Annotated in this window: 15 protein-coding genes, 1 tRNA gene and 1 pseudogene; 11 read left to right on the top strand and 6 right to left on the bottom strand. The window is 61.7% G+C overall.

All coding sequences use genetic code 11. The features are described from left to right. Window positions 1-110: 110 nt before the first annotated feature. Complete coding sequence (locus RIdsm_RS09530) at window positions 111-1,085, top strand: quinone oxidoreductase family protein (protein WP_057813726.1); 975 nt, start codon at window positions 111-113, stop codon at window positions 1,083-1,085. Window positions 1,086-1,124: 39 nt separating this feature from the next. Here the strand turns inward: RIdsm_RS09530 and RIdsm_RS09525 are convergent, their stop codons facing one another. Continuing rightward, on the bottom strand, window positions 1,125-2,111 hold the full coding sequence (locus RIdsm_RS09525) for a 2-hydroxyacid dehydrogenase (protein WP_057813727.1): 987 nt from the start codon (window positions 2,109-2,111) through the stop codon (window positions 1,125-1,127). Between the two features lie 105 nt (window positions 2,112-2,216). On the opposite strand from RIdsm_RS09525, the gene RIdsm_RS09520 reads away from it, so the two are divergent. The 5 genes and pseudogenes from RIdsm_RS09520 (at window position 2,217) to RIdsm_RS30355 (ending at window position 6,004) form a co-directional block, all read left to right on the top strand. Continuing rightward, window positions 2,217-2,738: an SH3 domain-containing protein gene (locus tag RIdsm_RS09520; protein ID WP_057813729.1), complete on the top strand. Its 522-nt coding sequence runs from the start codon at window positions 2,217-2,219 to the stop codon at window positions 2,736-2,738. A 95-nt stretch (window positions 2,739-2,833) separates the two neighbouring features. After that, window positions 2,834-2,908: transfer RNA gene (locus RIdsm_RS09515), tRNA-Gln, on the top strand. Then, window positions 2,909-3,148 (top strand): annotated as a pseudogene (locus RIdsm_RS30885) (hypothetical protein); the annotation flags it as partial. It abuts the tRNA gene before it with no gap. Between the two features lie 75 nt (window positions 3,149-3,223). After that, the gene (locus tag RIdsm_RS09510) at window positions 3,224-5,752 is read left to right on the top strand and encodes a tyrosine-type recombinase/integrase (protein WP_057813731.1); all 2,529 of its coding nucleotides are present in this window, start codon (window positions 3,224-3,226) and stop codon (window positions 5,750-5,752) included. A gap of 54 nt (window positions 5,753-5,806) precedes the next feature. Beyond that, entirely contained in the window at window positions 5,807-6,004 is a 198-nt protein-coding gene (locus RIdsm_RS30355; protein WP_057813733.1) for a hypothetical protein, read from the top strand. Between the two features lie 22 nt (window positions 6,005-6,026). On the opposite strand, the gene RIdsm_RS09505 is transcribed toward RIdsm_RS30355, so the two are convergent. From RIdsm_RS09505 to RIdsm_RS09485, 5 genes are all read right to left on the bottom strand, one after another. Further along, on the bottom strand, window positions 6,027-6,401 hold the full coding sequence (locus RIdsm_RS09505) for a hypothetical protein (RefSeq protein ID WP_057813734.1): 375 nt from the start codon (window positions 6,399-6,401) through the stop codon (window positions 6,027-6,029). Continuing rightward, a complete protein-coding gene (locus RIdsm_RS09500) occupies window positions 6,401-6,808 on the bottom strand; it encodes a hypothetical protein (protein ID WP_057813736.1) in 408 nt (135 codons plus the stop codon). The genes RIdsm_RS09505 and RIdsm_RS09500 overlap by 1 nt, the downstream gene beginning before the upstream one ends. 228 nt (window positions 6,809-7,036) lie before the next feature. Then, complete coding sequence (locus tag RIdsm_RS09495; RefSeq protein ID WP_057813738.1) at window positions 7,037-8,437, bottom strand: hypothetical protein; 1,401 nt, start codon at window positions 8,435-8,437, stop codon at window positions 7,037-7,039. Between the two features lies 1 nt (window position 8,438). Continuing rightward, a complete protein-coding gene (locus RIdsm_RS09490; RefSeq protein ID WP_057813739.1) occupies window positions 8,439-10,238 on the bottom strand; it encodes a hypothetical protein in 1,800 nt (599 codons plus the stop codon). 297 nt (window positions 10,239-10,535) lie between these two features. Further along, window positions 10,536-10,916, bottom strand: a complete 381-nt coding sequence (locus tag RIdsm_RS09485) for a hypothetical protein (protein WP_057813741.1) — start codon at window positions 10,914-10,916, stop codon at window positions 10,536-10,538. Between the two features lie 629 nt (window positions 10,917-11,545). Here RIdsm_RS09485 and RIdsm_RS09480 point away from each other — a divergent pair. The 5 genes from RIdsm_RS09480 to RIdsm_RS09460 all read left to right on the top strand — a co-directional run bounded on the left by RIdsm_RS09480 (window position 11,546) and on the right by RIdsm_RS09460 (window position 17,372). Next, a complete protein-coding gene (locus RIdsm_RS09480) occupies window positions 11,546-12,637 on the top strand; it encodes an AAA family ATPase (protein ID WP_057813743.1) in 1,092 nt (363 codons plus the stop codon). Between the two features lie 121 nt (window positions 12,638-12,758). Next, window positions 12,759-13,442 (top strand): coiled-coil domain-containing protein, encoded by a 684-nt coding sequence (locus RIdsm_RS09475; RefSeq protein ID WP_057813745.1) that lies wholly within the window; start codon window positions 12,759-12,761, stop codon window positions 13,440-13,442. 188 nt (window positions 13,443-13,630) lie between these two features. Further along, window positions 13,631-15,238: a class I SAM-dependent DNA methyltransferase gene (locus RIdsm_RS09470; protein WP_057813748.1), complete on the top strand. Its 1,608-nt coding sequence runs from the start codon at window positions 13,631-13,633 to the stop codon at window positions 15,236-15,238. Then, a complete protein-coding gene (locus tag RIdsm_RS09465; RefSeq protein ID WP_057813750.1) occupies window positions 15,235-16,173 on the top strand; it encodes a GIY-YIG nuclease family protein in 939 nt (312 codons plus the stop codon). The genes RIdsm_RS09470 and RIdsm_RS09465 overlap by 4 nt, the downstream gene beginning before the upstream one ends. Beyond that, window positions 16,170-17,372: a restriction endonuclease subunit S gene (locus tag RIdsm_RS09460; RefSeq protein WP_057813752.1), complete on the top strand. Its 1,203-nt coding sequence runs from the start codon at window positions 16,170-16,172 to the stop codon at window positions 17,370-17,372. The genes RIdsm_RS09465 and RIdsm_RS09460 overlap by 4 nt, the downstream gene beginning before the upstream one ends. The last annotated feature ends 1 nt before the right edge of the window (window position 17,373 follow it).

Below are 17,373 nucleotides of genomic sequence, written 5' to 3'. Positions count from 1 at the left end.
ATTTCCACCAACGTCCGTCGCGACGGCCATCGGCGTCATCCTTGTTGAGCCCGCGGGCCAATCCGTGCAGTAATGCCCCCAAATCCCCGCAACCAGACAAGGAAGCGCCCATGTCACGCAGCGTCATTATCGAAGAGGCCGGCGGCCCGGAAAAAATGAAACTCGTCGAGGTCGAGGTGGGCGAACCCGGCCCGGGCGAGATTCGCATCCGCCACAAGGCCTGCGGACTGAACTACATCGACGTCTACCAGCGCACCGGGCTCTACCCGCTACCCCTGCCCCATGCCCTCGGCATGGAGGCGGCCGGCATCGTCGAGGCCGTGGGCGAAGGCGTCACCCATCTCAAGGAAGGCGACCGCGCCGCCTATGCCGCCGTACCACCCGGCGCCTATTGCGACGTGCGCGTCATGCCTGCCGCACAGGTGTGCCCCCTGCCAGATGGCATTTCCTTCGAGGAAGCGGCCTCGATCATGCTGCAGGGCATGACCGTGGAATACCTCTTCCACCGCACCTGGCCGCTCGAGAAAGGCCAGACCGTGCTCTTCCACGCGGCCGCCGGGGGCGTGGGCCTGCTCGCCTGCCAGTGGGCGCGCTCGGAAGGGATCGAGTTGATCGGCACGGCCGGAACCGACGCGAAGTGCAAGCTCGCGCTGGAAATGGGCGCCAGCCACTGCATCAACTACCGCGAGACGGATTTCGTGCCCGAGGTCAAGAAAATCACCGGCGACAAGGGCGTTGATGTCGTGATGGACGGCGTCGGCAAGGACACGTTCGACGCCTCGCTCGACTGCCTCAAACCGCTGGGCATGATGATGTCCTTCGGCAATGCCTCCGGCCCGGTCGAGCCGGTCAGCCTGCTGACGCTGGCCTCGAAGGGCTCGCTCAAGATGACGCGCACCACGCTCTTTACCTTCCTGGCCGATCACGACCGCTGCCAGGCGATGGCCAAGCACCTGTTCGAGAAGGTGGAAAGCGGCGACGTGAAGGTGAATATCGGGCAGCGTTTCGCGCTCGAGGACATCGCCGAGGCCCACCGCGCGCTGGAAGCCCGCGAAACCACCGGCTCCACCATCATCACCCTCTGAGCAAACAAAGAACGGCGCCCTCGTGGCGCCGTTCCTCCTTCAAAGCATCGCCGGCACCACCTGATCTGGCGGGCGGTGGCCGTCGTCGAAGGTCTTGATGTTCAAGAGCACCTTCTCGCCCATCTCCATCCGACCCTCGTTCGTGGCCGAGCCCATATGCGGCAGCAGCACCACGTTTTTCAGCTCCCGCAGGCGCGGATTGATCTCGGTCCCGTGCTCGAAGACATCGAGCCCGGCTCCGGCGATTTCGCCGGCCCGCAGCATTCTCGTCAGGGCGTTCTCGTCGATCACCTCGCCCCGCGACGTGTTCACGATCACCGAGTCGGGCTTCATCAGCTTCAGCCGCCGTGCGTTCATCAGGTGGAAGGTCGAGGGCGTGTGCGGGCAGTTGATCGACATCACGTCCATCCGCGCGACCATCTGGTCAAGGCTTTCCCAGTACCGCGCGCCCAGATCTTCTTCGGTCTCCTCGCGCAGGCGATGCCGGTTGTGATAATGGATCTGCATGCCGAAGGCCGACGCCCGGCGGGCCACCGCCTGCCCGATCCGGCCCATGCCGAGGATGCCCAGCCGCCGCCCGGCCACGCGCCCGCCAAGCAGTGCGGTGGGCGACCAGCCGTGCCACTCGCCCGACTGCATCAGGGCCAGCCCCTCGGGGATGCGGCGTAGAACGGCCAGGATCAGCGCCATGGTCATGTCGGCCGTGTCGTCGGTCAGAACGCCCGGCGTGTTCGACACCAGGATCCCCCGCTGGCGCGCCGTGTGCACGTCGATATGGTCGACCCCGGCGCCGTAATTGGCGATCAGCTTCAACCGCTCGCCGGCCTGGGAAATCAGGCCGGCGTCGATCCGGTCGGTGATCGTCGGCACCAGAACATCGGCCGACGCCACCGCCTCGACCAGTTCCTCACGCGACATCGGCGTATCGCTCTCGCGCAGGCGCACGTCGAACAGCTCCTGCATCCGGCGCTCCACCGGCTCGGGCAAGCGTCGCGTTACGACAACACTCAGACGGGCAGATGGCATGGAGCTCCTCCTTTGACTTCCAATGACCGCGCGATGGTGCCAGACTGGCCCATGAAACAGCGGGGCACAAGAACCCCAATGGCATTGAAGAGCAGGAATTCGAGCATGTCGCTTAAATCGACGTTTCCGGGGATGGCCCCGGGACTTTTCGCCTGTGTCATCGCCGGTCTGGCCGCCGCCCTGCCCGCCCGGGCAGATGAGCGCGGGCCGGTCACCAACCTTCCGCTGCCACGCTTCGTCTCGATGAAGGCCGCCGAGGCCAATGTCCGCCGGGGCCCGAGCCTGACGCATCGCATCGACTGGGTCTTCAAGCACGAGGACACTCCCCTCGAGATCACCGCAGAGCACGGCCACTGGCGCCGCGTGCGCGACCGTGACGGCGCCGGCGGCTGGGTGCATTATTCGCTCCTGTCAGGCGTGCGCACCGCCATCGCCGAACAGGACATGCTGGAACTGCACGCCCAGCCCGATCCCAACGCCATCGTGATCGCACGGCTTGAAATCGGCGTCATCGCCCGCATCGAAACCTGCACCCCAGGCTGGTGCCGGCTTGAGGTTGCAGGCTACGAGGGCTGGACCCCGAAAGAGACGATCTGGGGCGTCGCCGCCGACGAAATCCTCGAGTAACCCTGCCCGATCGCATGACCGGCACAAAAGGCGCGAATTTCTGCCAATCCGGGCTTGAACAGCCGCACCGACCAGAGTAATACGCGCGTCACCGTTGGGGTGTAGCCAAGTGGTAAGGCAGCGGTTTTTGGTACCGTGTACCGTAGGTTCGAATCCTACCACCCCAGCCAATGACCTCAAAAAACTCCATACCTCCCAATGGGATAGCCGTTGATCAAGCGGCCAGCCTCCCGTCTCCACGTCGCGGTGGTTCACAAACTGGTTCACATCGCACGCGGTGTGGAGCGCGGGAACCGTCGAGAAAATGGGGGCTTCACCTCGTTCTCAGAAACGGGATCTTCTACTTCCGGCGGCGCTGGCCCGAAAAAATTCGGCGTTTCGGCGCGCCTGCATTTCTGTCGGTATCACTTCGTACGCACGTCCTCGCCGAAGCGGTAAAGCGGTCGGCCGACCTGCTGTCCGCGATAGAGGCAGGAGAGAGAAACGTGCTCAGCGAACTTCAGAACAGCCCGGTCTGCGAGGCCAGGGTTCAATCGATGCTCAAAGAAATGGTTCGCTCGGCCGTCGGTGGCATGATCGCCCGCCAGGAGAGTGCGCCACCCATCGAGGGCGCCGACGCCTATCTCGACCGGCTCGAAGCTGAGACCGATCGTATCCGGGACGCCCAGCGAACCCGGGACTGGTCGGTGGCCGCGGCATTCGCGGGAGAGATCGCGCGGCAAAACGGCCTCGGCACAGACGCCATCGAGGCCCCTGCGGTTGCCCGGCAAGTACTCTTTCTCATGCGGCGGCTGAACGAGTTGAACGCCTGCGTGGAGCGGGACTTCGATGATCCACTGCATGTCGGCCGTGAGCTCCTTCTGGACCACGGACTGGCCCCGTCCCGGGACAGCATGAAGCCCCCCATGTTGCTTTCGGACGCGGTCGAGAAAGCCTGCAAAGAGGCCCCTCGTGACGTCGAGAATAAGATCCGTGTCGTCGGGAAACTCGCCATCTCGTACTTCGAAGACATACCTGTCTCATCGATTGTGCTCGAGCAATCTTTCGAGTTTCTGTTCACCGTCTGGATGCTACCGAAAGGCTGGGGCAAAGCCCACGGACGTAATCGCCATGGTCATGCAGGACGGGATTTGTGTCCGCTTCAGGAAATCCGCGAAGCCGATACAAAAGACGCCAAGCTCCTTGAAGAGATCACCAGCCTCGACACATTATCGATACCCGACAAGCGCCGTCGGCTGGTACAGGAACTCATCCCGCGGTTGACTGATGGCTACCTTTTCGTCCAGCGCGACATGCTCAATCGCATCTTCCGCGCCGCGCTCGGAACGAAACGCGTCGGCCGCGATGTCGATGATGAGGATCGCGTCGTTCCATCACATTCCCAACTCAAGAAACGGCTACAGGCATGGCACAAGTCCCAGAAGACCGACTGCAAACTCCCGACACGGGTATCGCGCCCGAAGCGGCGCATGTCTTGGTCGCTTGAGCACGTATCACGCCTGTTCCGCTCGCCGATTTATCTTGGCACCTCTTCGCCCAAGCAGCGCAGCCGCAAGGCGACAGCGCGCAAAAGATATATCATCCGGGATGCAATCTACTGGGTTCCCCTGGTTATGATCACGATGGGCGTACGCCCAGAAGAGATCCTCCAGGCCGCCGTGTCGGACATCGTTCGCCGCGACGGCATCCTCTGCATCTTCCTTGGAGAGGAAGAAGATGCATACCTGAAAAACGAACAATCTCGGCGTATTTTGCCGATCCCGCAGATCCTTCTCAAGCTGGGGTTCCGGGAATGGGTCGTCGCGAAAAAGAAGGCAGGCGAGAGCTGGCTCTTCCCGGAGATCCAGCCTGACAAGAGCCACGGCCGGCGATCACAGATCTTCGGCGATCGCCTGCGGAACCTCTTGACGACGCTAAAGCTCCACGACGCACGTGAGGACATCTACGCCATGCGGCGTACGCTGTCCTCCAAGCTCATGGGCCTGGGCATCGATACCGGCACGCGTCAGCGGATCCTCGGTCACCTCGAGGGCACAACCATCGACCGGCATTATTCCGACCATGGCCTGCTGGAACTCAAAGACGTGCTCGATACTGTCGACTACGGGATCGAGGTCGGCGTCGACCGGCGGTTTGGCTTCCCGGTCATTACAGGCAACACGACCGCCCTGCAGACGGCGCTGGATGTCGACGTGGCGTTGACCGATCGCCGGGAAGTCTCCGCCGTCCTGCTACGCGACGCGGAAACCGACGAGATCGTGTTCGAAGCATCCGTCTCGGGCCGAAAAGCCCCCTCGGCATATCCGTGGAACGGATGTGCGCCTCTCGGGGAAAAGGACGTTGCCGCCTCGATCATTTCGCTCAGCCGGCAATATTCCCTCACCATGCCGGCGAGCGAAGAGGCGACGGCTGCACTCGAGCACCTGCTGATTCTGGTCGACGACAAACCACTATATACCCCCTCTGCGAACCGCAAAACCTTGGCAGGACAGCAGAAAACCGAAAAAGATTTTATGATCGATGCCGAACCGAACATTCCGGACCAGGACTGCCGCCCGGTCGACCTCGTCGTGGGAGATCTGGTTGTCTGCGCACTCCCGAACCGTCGCGGCGATATCACCTCGTCAACCGGGCGTCCTGGGTTGATCGTCGCCACGCGTACTCTCGGCAACCGAAAATTTCTCGATATTGCCTGGGGCTGTCCGCTGGAAACCTCCAGACCCGCACCAAATGAACTCGCGATTTCGGGATCGGTGGAACTGGCCGAGGCCCAGCTCGACATTCCGACACGTTTCAATTTGCGACGGCGTTTCCTTGTGCCGGAGACGGATACAAACTTGCTGCATCGCCGCCTGGGCCGCATTGGCAAAAATTCGCAAGCACGCCTTCATGAACATCTCAGCCGTGCAGGAGATATCACGCCCGAACCTGTCTACGAGAGCACGCGACAGCCGCGCCCCCTTTCAGTCGAACGCAGGCGCACCAAGAGTGTGAGGCCGAAAAAGGCAAGGTAGCATCGACAAGAGGCAGAATCGAAGAATAACCATGGGGCAACGCTTGAGCCTGTAATGTGGGCCCCTGAAAAACCTGTCGTCACCGAGGACGTTCAGGTGGTTCGGGCGACGACACGGTTGACGATGACCTCTCTCGAGATCCTCAAAGCCATGGTAGAGGCCAAGTCAAACCGCTTTCCGGACAAAAACCGTTTCGAGCGAAGGTCGCTTTGCGCGGCTGATGTCAGCATACAAGAAACCGGGGCCGCCTGATGGCGGCCCCGGTTACTCCGACTTATCGGCAACCCTCTTCGAGTCCGCTGATCGCGATCTCGAGAAGATGTGCGATCATCCACAACTCGGCACCCAACCGTGTCGTTTTCCACGCCTTGCCGTACGGATCCTTCGGTCGCTCTTCCTTGAATTTCGCAAGGCCCTTGAAGTCCTCGATCGGGAGGCGCCGCCGGATGCAGAGCAGCATGGCCCGGCACGCCTCCAGCCGCGCAGAGTCCCCGGCCTCGGGGTCGAGCATGGCATGGTAGTAGCACATGCTTGGCGAGAATGTGGGCGCACCATGATGATTTTCAAAGCGGATCAAGTTCAGCCATTGAGCTGCCAACTCTGCCTGCAAGCGCGCGGTGGTGAGACCGGGAGTGTTCGCAATCTCCATCACTGCACCTCCTCACCATGACCGTGGCCTGGAATGCCGGCAAGCCAAAGAGCTTCCAACGCTCGCCTGCCTTTTAAGACCGCGTCCGCACAAACCATGGCATCTGTGGCACGTGGGTCGTCGGGGTGAAGAGCGACAAATCGTGCTGCCTCGGGTCGTGAAAGGTCATCGACGAACTCGAGACGCAGAAGCTTGGCAAGACGCGCAAGTGTCTGCCGGTGCGTATGCAGATCGCCGCCATTCCGAGCGCAGGTGACGACGGTGCTGGCGCGCCTCGCCCAATTCGGACCGCCGAGCAAGTCGGCCGCGGCGACCAGGGTGTCGCCGTCTTCGCAAAGCCAGCGCCGGAACGCATCGGCAATCTTCGTATTCCGCAGCAGGGAATTGATATTCGGCTCGTGTTTCATCGGGATACTCACTCTCTGTGATGCGCGAACTCGGGATGAGCCGCGTCAGATATCCCCGCTGCGAAAGGGCGCGATTCTTGTCGTGTGGCCTGATCTTTCCGATCGTGGAGATCCGTCACGCTTGGCGATCGGCGTCGCGCAAGGCGTCCCCGACAAGCTTTTTCAGATCGCCCAACCGGCCGGGCGCGCCCTCATTCAAGGGCGCGCGCCCGGTGGTTGGGTCATGCCTCAGTGTGTCCCGCTCGGGCTCTGATCCCGCATCTTGCAGTCGGCGAGCCGAGCCTCGAGCAACGCCTGCTTGCGGCGTCCCTTGAGGCTCTGCCGTCCGGCCCGCACGGTGCGACCAAGGGCGTTGCGCTCACGGTATTCGCGCTTCGTGCGCGCGCCCGTCTGACCGCACAAGGCCAGCGACATCCAGGTCAGGTCGCGATCGCTCTCATATGCGAGCTGATGCCAGATCGTGCGCATGATGTGCTGACCGGTGCCGACATGCTCGTAGAAGACATCGGATATCCAGTCCGCGGTCAGCGCTGTGTCACCGCCGGTCTCGGAGAAGAGCGGCGTGCCACGGCGTCTATCGTATTCCGGCCACAGGGCACCACCGGCAGCCTCCAGTGTAAGAAGCGCATCGAGAAACGGTGTTGATTCCGGCCAGAGCGCAGGCAGGTCGTACTCTAAATCCGTCTTGCTCAGCCGCGTCTGAACCGACCAGCCCGTGTTTGATCGGCAGATCTCGTGACCGATGCGGAGGCGGTGCAGATCGCCGATCCGGAGCGGCATGTTGACCGAAAGCGCAAGTACGGCGGCGTGCAGCGCAAGACGATATCGCCGGGCCGTACCGGCCGGGGCCTGCAGGCTCTCCTCGCGGAGGGCCTCGGCGATGTCCCAGACCTCACCAATCGTCGTACCATGCTGATCCAGCCATTGGAATTTCCGCTTCCGCAGTTTCCTTCCTCGCCGTGCATAGTCTCCGGCGAGACTTTCGAGCCTGGTGATCAGTTTCTTCTTCTCTCCGCGATACGCGAGAAAGCCGGCGATCAGGCGAAGCTGCAAGGCAAGTCCGGTCCCACGGCGGCCGCGCGCGTCCTCTCGAGCGAGCCAGGACAGGATTGCCTGCTTGTCGAGCGTGGGGGACCGGCCAGCCCCGATGCAAGCCTTTGATACCGCGCGGAGCACGTATTCGATATCACCGATCATGCTCGAGGCCGGCGGTGTCGGGCCGGACAGGAGCAAGAGACCGGCATCGCGCCGCTTCGCGCGATCCCGCATGTCGTCGAGCGTTGCGTGCCAGTCGGCTCGCAGGTCATCTCGTGGGATTGCGAGCACAAGATCCGGCCCTCGAGGGGCGCCTGTCGCTTGTGACCGTCCTGCTCGCTTAGCCCGCCCCAGCTCCGAAATCACGTGGCGCAGCGGACCACATTGCTCCGGAGCTACCAGTCCCAGTACACGCCGCAGACGTTCGAGGGTGGAGAGTTTTCCGAAGCTCCGGAAATCCTCCGCGCGCGGTGCCTTGACACCGTGCGCGGCCAAATGCGCCGTCCAGCGCGCGAGGCGGGCCCGGTCCGGCTCGGATAGCCCATTGAGGCGCGACGCGCCAAACCAGTCCTGCGGATCTTTGGATATGCTCATCTCAGCGCCCTCCTTTGACGTGTTTCCGCGCTTTCTTGCGCGACTCCTGAAGCAATTTTCGACCTTCGATGACGGCTTTCACGCCATCCATCCATGCGTAATGCGCTTCCACTGTGCTGACATCGTCGCCGAGAACCGCGGCGGCGAGCGCGAGCGCGCTCGGATCCTCATCCAGGATGAAGTACACGGTGATGTGGCGTGACTGATGCAGAGTCATGTCGAGCCCGACGGCCTCGACGCCAACCCGGTAGTGATCCGCGAACGTGGTTTCTTCCATGGGGCGGTCTGCGCATTTTGATGGAAACAGCCAGTCACTGTCCGCGAGGTTGTGACCATACGGATGATCTTCGATAAGACGCGGCCGGATTTCGCGCAGATACCAGTCGATGACCGACCGGGCGTCGTCGTCGAAGTCGGCCTCGATCTCGACGCCGTTCTTGACCAGCGCGGCCGGGATCGAAAGGCGCACGTCTTCCTCGCCCTGGCCGAGAAAAAGTTGCGCATCCTCACCACGGAACGGAAGGCCGCGAAGGTTCGAGGCCCTTACCGCCGAACCCCTGAACAGGATTGCGGATTGCACCGCTGCGATACCGAGATGCAGGGCGCGCATGCGGACCTTGTGCTTCTTGGCCTTTTTGAGGCGGTCCCAGTCATCGAGAATTTTCTGGGCCTCGCGCATGAGCGCCTCCGGCATGCCATGCACGGCCAGCTGCTGCGGTGTGCTGCGCGAGAAAGCCTTGATCCAGGCTTCCCGTGGCGCGGACATGCGCCCGCGCCGCTTCGCCTTCTTGCGCACCTTGTCACGCAACTTCTGCAGCTTTTTCCGGTCTTTCTTGCCGAGATATTTCGAATAGACCGCAATATGAGACAGGCGTTCAACCGTCAGGTGGAGCGTCGCGGCCTCCTTGTCGACTTCACCGTCCAGCATTCGTAGTTGCCAGAGGTCCGACATCTGCGTGATCGTCTCGAGGCTGCAGAGATCTCGCAGCGTGAGTTCGTCTCCCGGCAGGAGAATTCCGGCTCGCTCAAGAACGCCCGTGGCATTGTTGAGAGCGTTCTCGTAGGTCTGCGCTGTGCGTGGCTTGAATTCGCTCTCCTCGGCGGGCACGGGGCGTCCCAGGTGGTCTTTGCCGCGCTTGCGTGCGACGAACGCATCGAAAGGATCCCAGAATTTGGACGAAGCATTGGGGCCGCCTCGGCGGCGCGTGCTCGGCACCGACTTGACGCGATCCGGCTGCGCCAATGGTGCCTCGGGAAAGCCGGAACGGAGCGGCGCAATGATGTCGGAGTGGTCGAACAGATCGTTCATCGTGTCGATCCCCCGCTTGAAGGTTCTGCGCGCCTTTGTCTTCAACGGAGTCGCGATCCGGGTGATCGCCTCATCCGTCAAGTCCTGTGGCCTCAGGCCGGCCGCCGAGGCGCATTCTGCCAGGATCTTCACACCATGCTCCCGATGCGGGCCGAGACGCTTCTTAGGGCCACTATGCGCTGCGACGGAAGCAAGGACCGCTTGCCATTCGGCGAGGATCGGCGCGCCCTTTGCCGGTTTCACATGGACGCGGGATAGCGCGCCGCGCACGCGCTTGCGCCACTCGACGAAGTGTTCGCGGGACTTGAAGCCGGACGCCAGGGCCGCGACATGCCCCGTGCCCCAGCGCTCCACGAAGGCGTCGTAATCCGCGTCGATCTGGCAAAGTGGCCGGTTGTAGTACTTCGGGCATTCAAGGATGCGCGGCCGGATCTGATTGACGACCGAGGGCGAGTAGCCCAGCCCATCGAGATTGTCGTAGAGATCTTGCATGTTTCTGATGTTTGCTACGGTCATTGTAGGTCCTAAATGTTGGTATTCGTCTGACCGCCTGTCGCGGCCGGCTCTCGTCCAGAAGAGCCGGCCGCGACAGGCGGTCACGAGGGTTCACCCGGCCCTGGCCGCTGCTTGCGCAAGTCCCGGTCAAGATCCGAAAACGGCGGCCAATTTACCCATAGGCATCCCCAGAGACAGGCCATGTCTGTGGCCGTACGTCTGGGTGAAACCACCGCAATTACGGGGTATTGGCGGCCAAACCGGGTAAATCCCGGCCAAGAGCAGAAGCCATCGTCACACATACGGAGCCATCGCGAGAAAGGTGCATTGCCGAATGCGGCACACGTTGTTGGAAAGCCGGATCGACGGCATGCGACCGGTCTCGACATTGCGGCGCCAGGTGCGCGCGGAGCGGCCCTTCGCATCGAGACCGGTGAGGTCCGAGGCTCGCAGCAGCGGCTTTCGGAAGTCAGCCCAATCACATGGCGGCACAAGGCCAGCGCCCTCGATCCGCCAGACATCCGACCAGCGGTATTTTGGCCAGCCGGACGCGGACACCTCCGGCAGACCGTGGGCTATGATGATGGCACGTGCTGTTGCCCCGCACACCGACCAGTGGATCGCGAGCATGGAAAGCCCGACCGTGCCCGCATCTGCGACATTGGCTCGCGTCATGACCCGGGTTTCTCCCTCATGCGTCATGAGCGCCCGTCATCTCAAACGCGTCGATATCCGCAGGCACCCACCGCTCCGAACAGCCCACGAAAACCGAATTCAATTTTCCCGATCGCGTCAGGTCGCGTAGATCGCGAGGCGAACATCCAAGGAGAGCGGACGCTTCGTGAAGTCGCAGTAGAGGACGCTTGTCCAGGCCTGCATCGGCCGCGCAACGCAGGCCGGGGAGGCTATCCACGGGCACCGCAAGTGCGCTTCCAACCCACGTGCACTGCAGCCCACCGGAATCGATGAGCCGGCGAACTGTGCGGGAGGAAACGGCGAGAAAGTGCGCTGCCTCGCTCAAGGATACTGGGTTCAAGTGACTGTTTTTCATGATTTATCCCTGTCGGTCATTCGGTCTCGAAAGGGACATAGGGAAAAGATCCTCCATTCAAAAATCCGCAGAACACTGGCCAGCCAGACAACCGGACATTCCCCCGTAAGGGGGTGTCCGGTTGTCTGGCTGGCCCGGTGGGAGACAATGCGAAAAATCTTGCGCCTCGAATTTTGGCGCGCTCGCAGGCGTCTCTATTTCCCGATGGTCATGAAGTCAGACATTGAAACAAGAAGACACACGGAGAGGCCGAATGCCCCATATCCAAGATAACGAGCAAGACATTCCCGACTGGGAGACCTGTATCAGGCCCGTGGCCGATCACAGCCCGTCGTTGGAGTGGAACTATGCAATGAAGGGATGGCTGCTGCGTAACGAGACCTCGCTCCTATATGGGCCATCGAACGTTGGGAAGTCTGCTCTCGTTTGCCACATCGGCAATTGCATTGTCACGGCTCGTCCCAGTTTCGGTGCTCGGGTCAAGCCCGGACTGGTCGTGCATGTGGCACCAGAAGCACCCGCTTCCGTGCTCGACCGCATTCACAGCAGCGATGTCACTCCTGCCGCAAGACAAAACTACCTTGTGTGCGGCCAGGCACTCGACCTTTCGAATTTCAAGGCTGTCGCTTCTTTTGTCGAGTTTCTTAAAGGCGTCATGCATGAGACCGGCGAAGACATCGTCTTGATCGTTTTCGACACTCTGGCGCGTTCCATCGGCTTGCTTGATGAGAATTGCGCGGCTTCGATGACGCAAGTCGTGCAGGCTGCGGAGTGGATCGCAAGGAGCCTGAATACCCACGTCATGCTCGTACATCATACCGGGAAAGACGTCGATCGTGGCGGGCGTGGCAGCTCGGCCCTTCGCGCGGCGGTCGATACGGAGATCTGCCTGAAACCCGGGAAGACGGAGGACAGTGTGGCAGTCATGCAGGACAAGCAGCGCACCCAGCCCAAACTTGCGCCCGTACATTTTCGGATCGAGAAAATCGTGCTCGGATTGGATGAAGACGGAGACGAGCGTACGACCGCTCATGCCGTAGAGACATCGGCACCGACGTTTGAAAAAGCACCCAATCCGAAAAGAGCGGAGAATGGCCGCGTCATGGCGGTCAGGATTGCGCTTCAAACACGCGGCATGCTGCGCGAGCTCGCGCTGGCCCCTTTCAAGACAGCGGACCTTGCGGCAACGCTGCCGCCGGAGCTCTTCGCAGGCGTGGCCCCGGAAAACCTGAACCGTACGATCAATCGTATCCTTAGCGACCTTGCAAATGCAGACAATCCAATTGTCACCGGATCAGGCGGCGTCTGGACTTTGACGCGCACGGCTCATCGGCCTCCGGGTTAAACCCGATAAGCTGGATTTTCGTTTCTGGTTTCTGAAGAAGAACCAACATTCATCCTACCCCCAACACGCCGACCCGAGTTTCGCAAACTCGGTTTGGCAAACTGAAAGGCAAACTCAAATAATGACCACGACGACCGACAAGAAGAACACTGGCGGAAGGCCACCGCGCTACAACCTCGAGCAGGTCCACGCCGCAATCACCAGCTTGATCAACGGTGGCACGCCGCGTGATGAGATCGACGCCGCTGCGGTGAAGACTGTTCTCTGCGAGCAGCTCGGCATTAGCAAAGGGATCGACACACGTAGCCTTGAGAGTCCCGTCGATCATGTCCTTTCGAGTATTGCCGAGGAGGAAGAGGGCCGTCTCATTGGGGCGCTGCCGGAAAAGGCCCGTACATCCATTGAATCAATTGTCGGCGCAATGACGCGCGAGCTACAGCTTCTTGTAGCCCAACAGAACGCAGTGTGCCTCGCCAAAGCACAGGAAGAATGCGAAGAGCTCCGGCGGGACAAGACAAACGCGAATTGGCGCATCAAGGAACTGGAAACAAAGATCCATGACCAGGCGCGTCAGATCGAGGAAATCTCAGACCTGAGCGAAAGGAAGCAGGCCGAAAACGCTGTGTTGCAGTCAGACATGGCTGAGTTGCGTAACGAAATCGAGCACCTGAGAAGTGCAGGAAATTCCGTCGACCGGCTGTTATCAGAGTTGAAAAAATCAGAAGCGCGGGACGAGATCCGATCAGTGATCTCAGAAATCATGTCGGGGGTTGTCGAAAGCGAACGCAACCCCTCAATGCCCTGATCCACGGAACCCGTCACCGAGAGATCCCCCAACCTCCCAAAATGACAATCGATCCTGTTGAAACTCACTGAAGGCGCCGCATCATGCGGCGTCTTTCCTGTTTCAGTCCCGTCCGTTAATGTCTCTTAAGCGTGAGGCAAGAGCTGATGCGCACGACCGTGCGACCCCAGCGCCACGGAAAGGGAGCAATGATAACTGGTGAATTGAAATCCAAGGTCGACGCGATCTGGAACGCGATGTGGACGGGCGGGCTATCGAACCCGCAGACGGTCATGGAGCAGCTGACCCTCCTGCTCTTCTTCAAAGGCCTCGACGACGCGCAGACCCTCGCGGAACGTCAGGCCCGGGCGCGCGGCACGGAGATCGAGCGGAACCTCTTCCCGGACGAGCTGGACGGCATCCCGGTAGTCGACGATGCCGGCAACAAGATCGCGGACGGTCGTTCCCTGGCCGATCTCCGCTGGCCTCGATTCATCACCTTACCGCCGACAGAGATGCAGGAAGCGGCCGAGAACCATCTGATCCCCTTCCTGCGTCGCCTCGGGTCCGATGGGGCCCCCCTCCGCAAGCATATGGCCAGTGCCCGCTACGAGATCCCCACCGGCCGTCTCCTGGCCAAGGTCGTCGATCTCGTCTCGGATCTGCCGATGAAGAGCCGGGACACCAAAGGCGACCTCTACGAATATATGCTGTCCAAGGTCGCCAGCGCCGGGCAGAACGGCCAGTTCCGGACTCCGCGGCACATCATCGAGCTCATGGTCGCCATGACGGAACCCCGGCGGGATGACGTGATCTGCGATCCGGCCTGCGGAACCGCCGGCTTTCTGGTCGGCGCGGCGGAATACCTGCGTCGCAATGATGCCGATGCGTGGACCGATCCGGACGCGCGTTTGCACGTCGAAACCGGCATGTTCCACGGCCATGACTTCGACGGCACCATGCTCCGGCTCGGCGCCATGAACATGGCCCTGCACGGCTTCGAGGACGCGTCGATCGTCTACCGCGACTCTCTCACAGAGGAGCACGGCGACGAAGCCGAGGCCTATTCCCTGATCCTTGCCAACCCGCCCTTCGCCGGATCTCTGGATGCCGAGGCGGTGGCCAAGGATCTCACCCGCATCGTCAACACCCGGAAGACCGAGCTGCTTTTCCTGGCCCTCTTCCTGCGCCTCCTGAAGCGTGGCGGCCGGGCAGCGGTGGTCGTGCCCGACGGCGTGCTCTTCGGTTCCAACAAGGCCCACAAAGAAGTGCGGCGCATGCTGGTCGAGGATCAGCAGCTCCAGGGTGTGGTCAAGCTCCCGGCCGGGGTCTTCCGCCCCTATGCCGGGGTCTCGACCGCCATCTTGCTCTTCCAGCGCACCGACTCCGGCGGCACCGAGGACGTGTGGTTCTACGACATGCACGCCGATGGTCTCAGCCTGGACGACAAGCGCAACCTGCTCGTGCCCGAGGACAAGATCGGCCCCTGGGCTGAGTTGACCGAGGACGAGGCGAAGCTCACCGACCTCCCCGACGCACTCGCCCGGTGGCAGGAACGCGAGGGATCGGAGAAGGACAATCCCCGCACCGCCCGCAGCTTCGTCGTCCCGAAGGAGGAGATCGCCGCCGCCGGCTACGACCTCAGCCTCAACCGCTATCGCGAGATCGAGCATGACGCGGTCGAGCACGAGCCGCCCGCCGAGATCCTGTCGCGCCTGCGCGAGATGGAGCGGGACATCTTCGACGGCCTCGAGGAGCTCGAGAAGATGCTCGGCGACGGCACCGCGCGCGAGACCGCGCGCGAGGCCGCCGAATGAGCAATGGCGAGACCTACGGCCGCACGATCCAGCTCTTCCTGGTCGACGGCAAGCCCACTGGTCTGCGCAAGGCGACCATCCACGGCTGGACGGGGCTCCTCTTCGTCTCCGGGGCTTCCGCCTTCGGTGACCTCACGGCGCGGGACGAGGTGGACCGCACGGGCGTCTACATCCTCGCCGGCCCCGATCCCGACACAACCGGCACAACCCGGGTCTACATCGGGTCAGGCAATTCCGTCGCCGAACGCATCAAGCAGAGCGCGGTGAAACGCGATTTCTGGGAGACGGCGATCACCGTCACGACCAGCGACGACGACATGTCGAAGGGCCATGCCGAATACCTCGAGGCGCGGCTGATCGAACAGACGGCCAAGGCGGGCCGCGTGACGCTCGACAACGGCACGAACCCGGACATCACCCGCCGGCGCCTCCCCGAGGCCGACATTGCGAACATGGAGCAGTTCCTGGCAAACCTCCGGATCATCCTGCCGGTGATCGGGCTCGACATGCTGAAGCCGCAGCCGAAGGCCGTCAGCGCCAAGGCCAGCCCGACCTCGCCCTCCGTGTCGGACGAGGTGCAATTCGAGATCCGGCACAAGAGCGGCGTCTCGGCCACGGCGGTCGAGGAGGATGGCGAATTCATCGTGCTGGAGGGCTCCGAAGCTCTGAAGGACACCGGCTATGTCCAGCAGAGCTATGGCGGGCTGAAGGAGAAGCTCATCGCCGACGGCGTGCTGGTGCCGCAGGAGGTGCCGCCGGGCACCAGCAAGCTGCGCTTCGCCAAGCCTTGGTCCTTCTCCAGCCCTTCGGCGGCGGCTGCGGTCGTGCTGGATCGCAACAGCAACGGGCGGCTGGAATGGAAGGTGAAGGGCGCGAGCCAGACCTATCACGACTGGCAGCAGGCGCAGGCGGCGAAGCAGGAGGCGGCGGAATGAATATCGCAATCACGCCGTTTTTTCGGACGCTTGGAGAGGTTGCAGACGTTCAGATCGGCCCCTTTGGATCTTTGCTGCACAAGGCGGACTACATCGCCGGCGGCATTCCAGTCATCAACCCGATGCACATTGCCCCAGATGGTATCGCCGCTGATCCAGAATTCTCAATCTCGGATGAAAAGGCCGCTTCCTTGAAACGATATCACCTGGAGGCCGGTGAGGTCATCATGGGGCGACGTGGTGAAATGGGGCGATGTGCCGTGGTTCTCCCAGAGCATGCAGGAATGATCTGCGGCACAGGTTCGATGAAAATCGTCCCATCTCCCGAAAAGCTAATTCCAGAATACCTCGTGCACATTCTTCGATCGCCACGAGCGAGGCGAGAACTGGAGAACGCGGCTTCCGGGGTGACGATGCTGAACCTGAATGCCACAGCCTTGAAGGGGCTACAAATCTCCCTCCCGCCCCTCGAGGAGCAGCGGCGGATTGCAGGGATACTGGATGCGGCCGACGCCCTGCGCCGCCGCCGCCGCGAGGCCCTCGCCCTGCTCGACACCCTCCCGGGCGCGATCTTCGCGGAGATGTTCGGGGACCCGCGCGATAACCCTCTGGGCTATCCGGCGCGAAAGCTATCGGACCTTTGCTCGCGGATCACAGTTGGCGTCGTAATCAAGCCCGCATCCTATTACGTAGATGATGGGGTTCCTGCCTTGCGGTCGGTAAATGTCCGAGAGGGCGGCTTTGACCTGAAGGATCTGAAGTATTTCTCGCAGCAGACAAATGACGGGCCTCTCAAGAAATCCAAGATGAAAAAGGGCGATGTCGTTATCGTTCGCACGGGGCAACCAGGGAGAGCAGCCGTTGTCGACGAAGAAATCGCCGGAGCGAATTGCATAGACATGTTGATCGCAAGCCCAAAAGAGGATGAACTGCTGCCGTATTTCCTTGAGGCTTTTCTTAATTCCGACGCGGGACGGCAGATGGCATTGTCAAATCAGACTGGGCAGGTTCAGCAGCATCTGAACGCAACCGCATTGAAGGGCATCGACTTCATTACGCCACCGATCGAGGAGCAAAGAGAGTTCACCCGACGGCTGGACGAAATTCGCCGAGCAAAGGAGAACTTAACCACCCATCTCGGTGAGCTCGAAACACTCTTCGCCTCCCTCCAATCCCGCGCTTTCGCCGGAGATCTCTGAC

The sequence above is a fragment of the Roseovarius indicus genome, from assembly GCF_008728195.1.
Lineage (GTDB): Bacteria > Pseudomonadota > Alphaproteobacteria > Rhodobacterales > Rhodobacteraceae > Roseovarius > Roseovarius indicus.
The sequence above is the reverse complement of the archived record's forward strand: the minus strand, read 5'-3'. Positions and strand labels throughout refer to the sequence as shown.

Excerpts from the sequence above, each read along its gene's own strand:
- RIdsm_RS09530 (WP_057813726.1), top strand. The coding sequence starts at position 111 with ATGTCACGCAGCGTCATTATCGAAGAGGCCGGCGGCCCGGAAAAAATG.
- RIdsm_RS09525 (WP_057813727.1), bottom strand. The coding sequence starts at position 2,111 with ATGCCATCTGCCCGTCTGAGTGTTGTCGTAACGCGACGCTTGCCCGAG.
- RIdsm_RS09520 (WP_057813729.1), top strand. The coding sequence starts at position 2,217 with ATGTCGCTTAAATCGACGTTTCCGGGGATGGCCCCGGGACTTTTCGCC.
- RIdsm_RS30355 (WP_057813733.1), top strand. The coding sequence starts at position 5,807 with ATGTGGGCCCCTGAAAAACCTGTCGTCACCGAGGACGTTCAGGTGGTT.
- RIdsm_RS09505 (WP_057813734.1), bottom strand. The coding sequence starts at position 6,401 with ATGGAGATTGCGAACACTCCCGGTCTCACCACCGCGCGCTTGCAGGCA.
- RIdsm_RS09500 (WP_057813736.1), bottom strand. The coding sequence starts at position 6,808 with ATGAAACACGAGCCGAATATCAATTCCCTGCTGCGGAATACGAAGATT.
- RIdsm_RS09495 (WP_057813738.1), bottom strand. The coding sequence starts at position 8,437 with ATGAGCATATCCAAAGATCCGCAGGACTGGTTTGGCGCGTCGCGCCTC.
- RIdsm_RS09490 (WP_057813739.1), bottom strand. The coding sequence starts at position 10,238 with ATGCAAGATCTCTACGACAATCTCGATGGGCTGGGCTACTCGCCCTCG.
- RIdsm_RS09485 (WP_057813741.1), bottom strand. The coding sequence starts at position 10,916 with ATGACGCGAGCCAATGTCGCAGATGCGGGCACGGTCGGGCTTTCCATG.
- RIdsm_RS09480 (WP_057813743.1), top strand. The coding sequence starts at position 11,546 with ATGCCCCATATCCAAGATAACGAGCAAGACATTCCCGACTGGGAGACC.
- RIdsm_RS09475 (WP_057813745.1), top strand. The coding sequence starts at position 12,759 with ATGACCACGACGACCGACAAGAAGAACACTGGCGGAAGGCCACCGCGC.
- RIdsm_RS09470 (WP_057813748.1), top strand. The coding sequence starts at position 13,631 with ATGATAACTGGTGAATTGAAATCCAAGGTCGACGCGATCTGGAACGCG.
- RIdsm_RS09465 (WP_057813750.1), top strand. The coding sequence starts at position 15,235 with ATGAGCAATGGCGAGACCTACGGCCGCACGATCCAGCTCTTCCTGGTC.
- RIdsm_RS09460 (WP_057813752.1), top strand. The coding sequence starts at position 16,170 with ATGAATATCGCAATCACGCCGTTTTTTCGGACGCTTGGAGAGGTTGCA.